The organism is Porcincola sp. LCP21S3_C12 (genome assembly GCF_052118625.1).
Taxonomy (GTDB): domain Bacteria; phylum Bacillota; class Clostridia; order Lachnospirales; family Lachnospiraceae; genus Porcincola.
In genome coordinates this window covers 1-8,347 of the sequence record NZ_JBQKGW010000036.1, presented here as the reverse complement: position 1 = coordinate 8,347, position 8,347 = coordinate 1, and the positions used below count along the sequence as shown (strand labels likewise).

Genomic DNA, 8,347 nt, shown 5'->3' with positions numbered 1-8,347 from the left:
ACAATTCGCAGAAACAGTTACTTTTAAAGTGACTGACACATCTGTAGAAATCCAAAATCGGCGCGAAATAATCTGCCGGATGGGACATCATTTAATTTGCCGGACAACACCTTGTTACACTTCGCAAAAAATCAGTGCTCACAACTATTGTCAGAACCGATAAAAAAGGAATTCCGGGAAAGGTATTTTTTATTGCCTCATCTTCGGAATCCCTTGATTTCAAGCCTTTTGTGTACTTTTACTTCGTTTCCCGTGACAGAAGAACTACGCACTCCACATGGCATGAGGCAAGCACCTGAATGTCTGGTTCCTGGACACATTTCCGTTCGTATGCGGGAACTGTTCAAGGCTGGAAAACAGCGTTTTTACAGGTGCTCTCCGTATGCGGGAATATGTCCAGGTGCTATTTCTACCTATAATACGGCGGGCAGGAGGGAGGCCATCGTCTCGACCTGCTCTCCTCTGCTCAATCGGTTTATGATCAAGGTCTCAACCCCAGCTGCCGCTAACTTGTTCGGTATCTTAGTCGCTTTTCTTGGTCGGTCAGCGATCAAGTTACAGCTGCCCTACTGCTGCCTGAACCGGTATTTCCCTTTGCCGAATCCGGAAACTGGCTCAATGATACCCTGCTCTGCCATTTCCTTCAAAAGCTCAGAAGCCCTTGACGCTTTCATATCAAGCATGCGCATGATATCCGACCGTCCGAAGATCGTCTGACCTTGGAATTCTTTGCGAAGACTGAGGATATGCGCTGTCGTTTTAGCTGTAAAACTATTGCTAATATCCGCCTTTAGATCCTCAATGTCCGGTTTTTCTTCTTGAATGTCCGGTTTTTTCTGTTCAATGTCCGGTTTTTCCGTTTCCTTGAACGCTCCACTGATATGTAAGGTCCGGTTGTGAAGCGGATTGTGCTCACCCAGCAAAAGATTCCTCAGGAACATTTCCAGATATTCCGTCGTCTCATGGATGCCTCTTGTGAAGTCGTTGTAGTTCGCGCGGACAAGAGAATTGCGGAAGTACCACGCATTCTCAGCGAAGATATCATTTGTCTCGTCAAAACCGAGAGTCCGCAGATACTTGATGAAGAAAACCGCCGTGGTCCTGGTATTACCTTCACCGAAAACATGAATCTGCCAGAGCCTCGAAACGAAAAACGCAAAATGTCGGATGATCTCATCCATGGAAAGATCCCGATATGAGAACTTCCGCTCCTCGGAAAAATCATACTCCAATGTCGCTCTCAACTCAGTCGCACTGCCATAAAGCACCGTCGCTCCGTCCAGCACCCATTCCTTCTTCGTGATGTTATAATCACAAATGCGACCAGCATGTGGATAGATGCCCGTAAACAATCTTCTGTGAATTGACAGATACTCATTCGGTGTAAAACTGAATGCCCTCTCGGACAATATCTCTGCGATTCTGGCAGAAACCTTGTCAGCCTCTTCCGTGCGGTCATCTGCATCACGTGATGGATTCTCCCTGTAATAGCTCTGCAGAAGTGCTTTCGCTTCTTCGAAGGAAATCTCTCCCTCGATATTGCGAACCGCCGTATGCATCAGGTAATCAGATGTCTTCAGGCCATCTACTGCCTGAAGTCCAATGGCCGTATGCCATGCATAGCCCTTATCCCGCTTATCCGGCTCAGATTCCTTGATATATTCCTTGAAAGGGTCTTTATCCATCCGCGCTCACCTTCCTTTTTCCTATTTCAACTGACACCGCGACACCCATCATTAAAAGATTCAAGCTGTGCATGACATCTAATCCCGACACTCGTGCCGTATCATAGCAAGAGTACGATGCGTCCAGAATCTTATCCTCAACCGGGTAAAAAGCAAGGTCTGCCATAAGCTCTACGACATCACGTGGTGTCCAGTGCTCACCGGCTTCCTCATTGTTCTCTTCGTTGAAGCGTCTGATAAGTTCCTCAAAGATGGTTCCCATGCCATGGTTGTCGAGCCCCGGCAACTTCACGATCTTTCTCTCCGCGTCCTTATAAACAGGATTCGGGCTGAGGTTGATATCCGATGATGTGAACTTGTCGATGATCGCGCCAAGAATGTCCGCGTCGACCATTGTTTTGATCTGGTCGCGGAACTTGAACTTGTCGAGGATCTCCTGAACATTTGGAGAGAAGCCGTCTAGGTATGCTTTGAAGTCCGCTTCAAGTGACTGCTTCTTCGAACGGCTCGTCAGGTCTTTTAAAAGGAATGGCGAAGCATTGCAGAACGCCTGACCGGCAGTGTTGCAGAGCGCAGGCCACTGATTGTCGATTTTGGCAGCATCCAGCTGTTTCTTCATGGCAAGGACGGCTTCCTTCGTCCCTTCCAGCATTGCATCAAGGCGGCGGATGACCGTCATCGGTAGAATAACGTCGCGGTATTTGCCGCGGACATAGACGTCGCGCAGGCAGTCGTCTGCGATTCCCCATATAAAGCTGACTATCGAGTTGTATTCCTGATTGTCCATTGATTTTCTTCTTTGCGCCGCCGCACCTTCGCAGTAGCATTTATCATGTATTACCAGCTGTCCAATAGTCTGGACTTTACCAATCAGTTTTCCTTCTCGTTGCTTTCTTCGGCAGCACCACCGGAGCGAATCCAGTCATCGACCTCGCTCAGTTTGAATTTCCAAAGTCGTCCGACTTTGTATGCCGGCATGTTGCGCTTGTTGATCCATTGCATGATGCTTTCACGACCTACCCCGAGGTATTCCTGCACTTCCTTCATCGTTGACCATTTTTCTATATTCTTATCCACGTGTGTCTCCTTCGTCCGACTTATGGAACGTCACCTAAATCCTTATATTGAAATCCCACCGCTTGTTCGGAAAGCAGTTCTCACCATCCGCATCCTGCATTTCCCACTTACATTCGAAGTTTCCCTCAAAGCCACGGGTATCTATGTCCGTGGCTATTTTTGTAAATTCGCCCAGCCCTGTATCCGGTATCGGAATAACTGTCTGTACAGGCCGAGGATGTATTTCTGCCTGATTCACCAGAACCAGCTTCCGATCATGCCATTCACGTGTTCCACGATTCTGTAATTTCCATTCGTGGTGAATGATCTCATAGCAGTCCGCTTCATGACGCCTGTTGCCGAATTCAACCAGAACGTCATCGCCCGCATATCGAAGGCCGCTGATGTCATCAGCGGATATCGGCTGCCCTGCAAGAAGAATCTGATACATCTCCCAGACCGCGTTATCAATGTCGTCATCAGGAGTTGTCACGAACAGACTGAACTGAGCGGCGAGAGCATGAGCGAACTTGGTCTTGTCCTGTTCCGCTCCAGAAGGAATTCCGAACTCCGCCATGCAGGCTACGAGCTTGTTGGCAGGCAGGTTCTTGTCAATGAATGCAACAAGCCCGTCAAGGTTAATCGGATTCGGGAATAACTCCTTTATTTCCTGGATGTGCGGTCTGTCCTTGGCATAATGCCTCTCACCTTCAAGGGCTTCATTTGTCCGGTCCTTATACGCAAGCGGCATCACAAAATAATGGCTTTCAGCAGCATTGAAGAACTCGATGATATAGGTTCCTTGATTCCGCTGATTATCTAAAAAAGCCATACAGCTTTTTGAGAAATTCGTTGTTCTTAATACTGCTCATCTCCTTAGGACCTGCAAGACCTGATTTGCTGCGTGTCTCCCGTTTTTTCAGGACCTAACTGTCATTCGACAATAAGGTCAGTTGATCGGACTGGTCCTGAAGACAACAAAAGACAGACTTCTGAAAATAATTATATGAATTCTTTATGAACAAATCAACAGTATCAGATTTCATAAGCATTAAACAGGCATAAATCGACAAATACAGGCAAACAAATGGAGGTGAGACAGTGACTCATGCTGATATAGATATGTGGCGCGTCAACATCGAGAACGATGCTGACCAGGTCTGCTCCATCTACGGAGCGGCAGCTGTCGATGGTGTGTTCCAGCGCTACGACGCGACCTGCTTCGACGATTTTAGCCCTTCCTATTACGAGGAAGTATTCGGGGATCTGGAGCTGATGATTAACGATAACTGAGAATCTCCTATGAAACATATCGGAAAAGGGCTCCAAAACAGCTCGCAAAGCTCCATATGTTAAGAGGTTCGGATTTGCCCTGAGCAAGGCGTTAAAAGGCTCACTGCTATAACCGTTCACCCTATGCACAGAAGTGGCTCGAGCGGATGTGACAGTCACAAGTGAATATGTAAGTCCGGCTACGAGCATGACGGACCAGCAGAACTGGCTTTTTACACCGTTCCGATGGTACCGCCATGCCTTTTTCATGTCTCCGGTTCTCTTCGGCAACGGGAAGAAAAGGAGTTTTTTGAAAACAAGAGATGACAAGAGCATGTCAAACGAAGACTGGATTATCAATCTGGAAAACACAGAAGGCGAGGTTGCCGGTATCTGCGGGTGCGAAATTGTTCGTTTCATTCTCAGGGAGCATGGCGCAAGAAGCATCTACGACCTGAATCCGTGTGACTACGAAGAGGTGTTCTCAGAGCTTTATGCATATATCGAGAACTACGACTGACAACTGAATATGGAAAGTCCTTCGGCTTCATCGCCCAGCTAACGATTGTGCCAAAGTCAAGGTAATTCCCTGCTCCACCCGGTGCGCCCTACCGCGGATAGACGAGTGCATCTCCGATTGGAGCAGGCAGCAAGACAAATTTGGTTCAGCTTCATGCACAGCTGGCCGCCAGTGAAGAAACGGGGAAACCCGCATGGTGGCCGAGATGAAGAAAAACTATTACCCGCCCATTTCTGATTGCCCCGTTTCGCAAGAAACGAGGACAATCAAATGGATAATACCGTACAGGTCAAAGTAGTACCGTTCTACGACAAAAACGGAAATGTAGAAGCAACAGTAACAGTCAGCATTACCGCAGAAGGGAAGAAGGTCCTCTCTGCATCAGCAGGATATCGGCTTTATCCGATGAACGCTGAGGATATCAATGCAAAAGAAAGAGGTTGGGAATCAGATCTTATCAGGAATCCCCTGATCGGTGACATGCGCCATCGTTGCTATATGATTCCGGTACCTGAAAACATGTACCAGCCTCTTATGGCGATGGAGTAGCCAGAGGCTCAGAGAAACACGCGCAAGCGCCGCTGCCGCATTCCAGCAGAAGATGGAACTACTAGAGTTTGTCGTGACCGTAGCTGCTACGGTTGCCCGATGGCAAGTGAAGACCACATCACTTCGGAGACCGTCTCTCTGGATGCAATGATGGAGAACTCCAATAAGGAAGCAGCTATCGGGGATGTAACCTGTGCAGAAGCCATGAAGAATCTTGAAGAGGAAGAATTCATTGCATATCTGGAACAGTATTACCCGAAATGCGCAAAGGTTTATAAGGAAGAGAAAATGGTTTCACAACTGCTGAGATTGCGGACAGCCTTGGCCTGTCGGACAGAATGATTCGTTATTACAAGAGCAAGATTGATGAGCTGCGTAAGCAGTTCGAATCAGAATAATAGCGCTCGAGGACGATACAGTAGAGCGTGTGAAAAAATCTCTGTAAATAGGTCTTCTATGATAAGAGTTGAGGATTGAAGAGCTGGGTTCCGGTGGATCAGAACCCCGAATCCTTTATTCCCTTATAATTCATACAAGTAGGTATGTCAAGAACAGGCGGAGCGATATGCTTCGCCTGTCGCTTTTTCATCTGATCGTTTTGACCCCAGGTGCGGAAAACGCCAGACTGGCCACTCGGATGGAAACCAACCGGAATGGCAGGTGGATTTGTTCCTGCCATGGAGGGCGGTAGGACAAGCGGAAGCGCGTCAGCGGAAAGTCAAGTTACTCCGGCATCCGATCCGGGTACATGATACTCAGTTCACCGTACACCTTTCCCCAATTTCGAATCGGCATCGTCCACTTTTTCGTGGCTTCGAAGGTGGCCAGATAAAGGGCCTTCAGGAGAGCCTGGTCACTCGGGAACACGCTTCTCTGGCGGTTCAGTTTGCGGTATGTGGAATTCAGGCTTTCTATCGCGTTGGTCGTGTAGATCACAGTCCTGACATCAGATGAAAACTTAAAGATGGGAGTAATCACGTCCCAGTTCTTGATCCAGGACTTCATGGCGTTCGGGTATTTTTCTGACCATTTTTCAGCTACTTCGTCGCGAGCTTCAGCGCCCCTCTGTTCTGTAGGAGCCTGATAGATTGTCTTCAGATCCTTGGCGAAGGCCTTTTTATCCTTATCAGCAACGTACTTCAGGGTATTGCGGACCTGATGGACGATGCAGCGCTGGTATTCCGTATTCGGGAAGGCCGTTCCGATAGCCTCTTTAATGCCTGTCAGGCCATCAGCGCAGATGATCATGATGTCTTTTACACCACGGTTCTTAAGCTCGTTTAGGACAGACAGCCAGTACTTGGCACTTTCATTCTCGCCGACGTTAATCGTCAGTACATCCTTTTTTCCTTCGAGGCTGATGCCGAGAATCACATAAGCTGCAAGCTTGCGGATGACGTTATTGTCACGGACAGAATAGTGGATCGCATCGATGTAAAGCACCGGATAGACCTCATCAAGAGGACGGTGCTGCCAGTCCTCTATCTGCGGCAGAATCTTGTCTGTCACGTCAGAAATAAAGCCTTCTGAAGCCTCAAAACCATAAATATCCATGAGGGTATCCGAGATCTGACGCGTCGTCATACCCTTGGCATACATGGAGATGATCTTCTGGTCGATGTCAGATATATCCTTCTGGCGCTTCTTGACAATCTGAGGATCGAATGTAGACTTCCGGTCCTGCGGAACATCGATCGTAACAGGGCCATAACTGGAGTTCACCTGCTTTTGTTTGTACCCATTGCGGGCATCATCGGAATCGGAGCGCTGAGACTTCTCGTATCCAAGATGCTCATCCATCTCGGCTTCCATCATCTCTTTGATGGTTCCTCCAAGAAGGTCTTTCAGGGCATCCTGGATATCGGATGCGGACTGGATATCATACTCCTGAAGGAGTTGACGGATGATATCCCGCTTTCCTTCTGTCATCTGAACGTGATGGACCGGTTTCTTCTCTGTACGTGCCATAATAATAGGCCTCCTATGATTTGAGTTTATCATAGAAGGCCTGGCTCTTATCTATTTACAGAAAAACTTTCATAGTCTCATACAGTATCGCTGCCGTACCGCCCTCTTTTTATGTCTTCGTGATGATGATCTTACCAAAACCTTAAATAGCATTCCCACAGTCACGCTGGAGCGATATTCTCATTTTCCCAGACAGAAAAAGCGGCACCGGCCTCTCTTTGCAGAAAAGCTGGGTGCCGCATAAAGGGCTATAATCGGGCTGTTCCGGCCCTTTTTTAGTTCTGCCGAATTAGCAGAGCGACTGTCTCGACGTGCGTTGAGACGTCTGAACTGCTCTCTTTTTTACCTCATTGGTTTGCGGAAACATGTCCAGTGCCTCATCGGTTTGTGAAAACATATCAATGAGTTGCCGCCTCTGCTCTGCATCAGCAAACTAGAATTTGACTTGCCTATTTTCTTAAAATCTCATGTGGAGCTTCTATTTCATTTGCCAAGGTATGCTCTGTTAATTCTGACATCAATTTCAATTTTTTATTAATCAATGGTCGCATACAATTAGGAACATGTTCCTGATGCGCTCTGTGGATTGCTACACATTCCTTACAGTTTCCGTGATAACGACAGGCTTTCAGGCAAGGACAGTGATCTTTGTCTTTATACTCCTTACGAAATTCCGCTGCAAATTCTTCTTGCAGTCTCAGTCCCTCGGCACGGTTTCCCTTATGAAATTCTACCATTGCATCCAGTTCTTTCTGATTCCCTTCAATCTTCATGTTATTATAGCGCCTCCATTTCAACTATTCCTCATTTTCTGATTAATTCTGATTATATCTTGGTATACGTATCTTGTCTTCTTCCAAGTTGCTTTGAAATCAGCAGCAATGATATCCATTTCTCATCAACACCATTTCGTTACTTAGTGTACCATGTTTGGAATTCGTGAAAAACAGAAAAGCCTTTCCACAGTCACGCCAGACCAACTTTCACATTTTTTCTAAAAAAGAGCATATAATGAAGAATCCGGAGCCCGTTGAGCACCCTGTCCGGTGCAACTGAGCCACCATTCCGTTATTAACTGAGCCACCATTCCGGCGATAACTGAGCCACTTTTGTTTGAGACTCCTACAATGATGACAAACGCAATAGTGCGTTGAGATTCCATTCAAAGGAGGTCACAGAAGTGACGAACTACAGAGAAATCCTCCGGCTGAAAAGCCAGGGGTACAGCGAGAGAAATATAGCTCTTGCTGCTTCGTGTTCCCGGAACACTGTTTCCGAAGTATTACAGAGGGCTGAG

The 8,347-nt window shown here is 47.3% G+C and carries 11 protein-coding genes; 5 read left to right on the top strand and 6 right to left on the bottom strand.

The features are described 5' to 3' along the window. Positions 1 to 566: 566 nt before the first annotated feature. From ACTQ1N_RS12185 to ACTQ1N_RS12170, 4 genes are all read right to left on the bottom strand, one after another. The gene (locus ACTQ1N_RS12185) at positions 567 to 1,685 is read right to left on the bottom strand and encodes a Fic family protein (protein ID WP_441956932.1); all 1,119 of its coding nucleotides are present in this window, start codon (positions 1,683 to 1,685) and stop codon (positions 567 to 569) included. Then, positions 1,678 to 2,472, bottom strand: a complete 795-nt coding sequence (locus ACTQ1N_RS12180) for a type I restriction-modification system subunit M N-terminal domain-containing protein (RefSeq protein WP_441956931.1) — start codon at positions 2,470 to 2,472, stop codon at positions 1,678 to 1,680. Before ACTQ1N_RS12180 ends, ACTQ1N_RS12185 begins: the two co-directional genes overlap by 8 nt. An 83-nt stretch (positions 2,473 to 2,555) precedes the next feature. Beyond that, entirely contained in the window at positions 2,556 to 2,762 is a 207-nt protein-coding gene (locus ACTQ1N_RS12175) for a helix-turn-helix domain-containing protein (RefSeq protein ID WP_441956930.1), read from the bottom strand. A gap of 34 nt (positions 2,763 to 2,796) precedes the next feature. Beyond that, a complete protein-coding gene (locus ACTQ1N_RS12170; RefSeq protein ID WP_441956929.1) occupies positions 2,797 to 3,573 on the bottom strand; it encodes a hypothetical protein in 777 nt (258 codons plus the stop codon). A gap of 269 nt (positions 3,574 to 3,842) precedes the next feature. Here ACTQ1N_RS12170 and ACTQ1N_RS12165 point away from each other — a divergent pair, with 269 nt between their 5' ends. From ACTQ1N_RS12165 to ACTQ1N_RS12145, 5 genes are all read left to right on the top strand, one after another. Then, a complete protein-coding gene (locus ACTQ1N_RS12165; protein ID WP_441956928.1) occupies positions 3,843 to 4,034 on the top strand; it encodes a hypothetical protein in 192 nt (63 codons plus the stop codon). 289 nt (positions 4,035 to 4,323) lie between these two features. Continuing rightward, positions 4,324 to 4,533, top strand: coding sequence for a hypothetical protein (locus ACTQ1N_RS12160; RefSeq protein WP_441956927.1), 210 nt, complete (start codon positions 4,324 to 4,326; stop codon positions 4,531 to 4,533). A 270-nt stretch (positions 4,534 to 4,803) separates the two neighbouring features. Continuing rightward, positions 4,804 to 5,082, top strand: a complete 279-nt coding sequence (locus ACTQ1N_RS12155) for a hypothetical protein (protein ID WP_441956926.1) — start codon at positions 4,804 to 4,806, stop codon at positions 5,080 to 5,082. 99 nt (positions 5,083 to 5,181) lie between these two features. After that, a complete protein-coding gene (locus tag ACTQ1N_RS12150) occupies positions 5,182 to 5,424 on the top strand; it encodes a hypothetical protein (protein ID WP_441956925.1) in 243 nt (80 codons plus the stop codon). Next, positions 5,391 to 5,480 (top strand): hypothetical protein, encoded by a 90-nt coding sequence (locus ACTQ1N_RS12145; protein WP_441956933.1) that lies wholly within the window; start codon positions 5,391 to 5,393, stop codon positions 5,478 to 5,480. Before ACTQ1N_RS12150 ends, ACTQ1N_RS12145 begins: the two co-directional genes overlap by 34 nt. 325 nt (positions 5,481 to 5,805) lie before the next feature. Here the strand turns inward: ACTQ1N_RS12145 and ACTQ1N_RS12140 are convergent, their stop codons facing one another. Beyond that, entirely contained in the window at positions 5,806 to 7,050 is a 1,245-nt protein-coding gene (locus ACTQ1N_RS12140; RefSeq protein ID WP_441956924.1) for an IS256 family transposase, read from the bottom strand. A 449-nt stretch (positions 7,051 to 7,499) separates the two neighbouring features. Further along, a complete protein-coding gene (locus ACTQ1N_RS12135) occupies positions 7,500 to 7,823 on the bottom strand; it encodes a hypothetical protein (RefSeq protein WP_060930438.1) in 324 nt (107 codons plus the stop codon). Positions 7,824 to 8,347: the final 524 nt, after the last annotated feature.

Bases quoted from the DNA above. Each gene is read 5' to 3' on its own strand.
- ACTQ1N_RS12150 (WP_441956925.1), top strand. From the start codon at position 5,182: ATGGCAAGTGAAGACCACATCACTTCGGAGACCGTCTCTCTGGATGCA.
- ACTQ1N_RS12135 (WP_060930438.1), bottom strand. From the start codon at position 7,823: ATGAAGATTGAAGGGAATCAGAAAGAACTGGATGCAATGGTAGAATTT.
- ACTQ1N_RS12155 (WP_441956926.1), top strand. From the start codon at position 4,804: ATGGATAATACCGTACAGGTCAAAGTAGTACCGTTCTACGACAAAAAC.
- ACTQ1N_RS12180 (WP_441956931.1), bottom strand. From the start codon at position 2,472: ATGGACAATCAGGAATACAACTCGATAGTCAGCTTTATATGGGGAATC.
- ACTQ1N_RS12170 (WP_441956929.1), bottom strand. From the start codon at position 3,573: ATGGCTTTTTTAGATAATCAGCGGAATCAAGGAACCTATATCATCGAG.
- ACTQ1N_RS12185 (WP_441956932.1), bottom strand. From the start codon at position 1,685: ATGGATAAAGACCCTTTCAAGGAATATATCAAGGAATCTGAGCCGGAT.
- ACTQ1N_RS12140 (WP_441956924.1), bottom strand. From the start codon at position 7,050: ATGGCACGTACAGAGAAGAAACCGGTCCATCACGTTCAGATGACAGAA.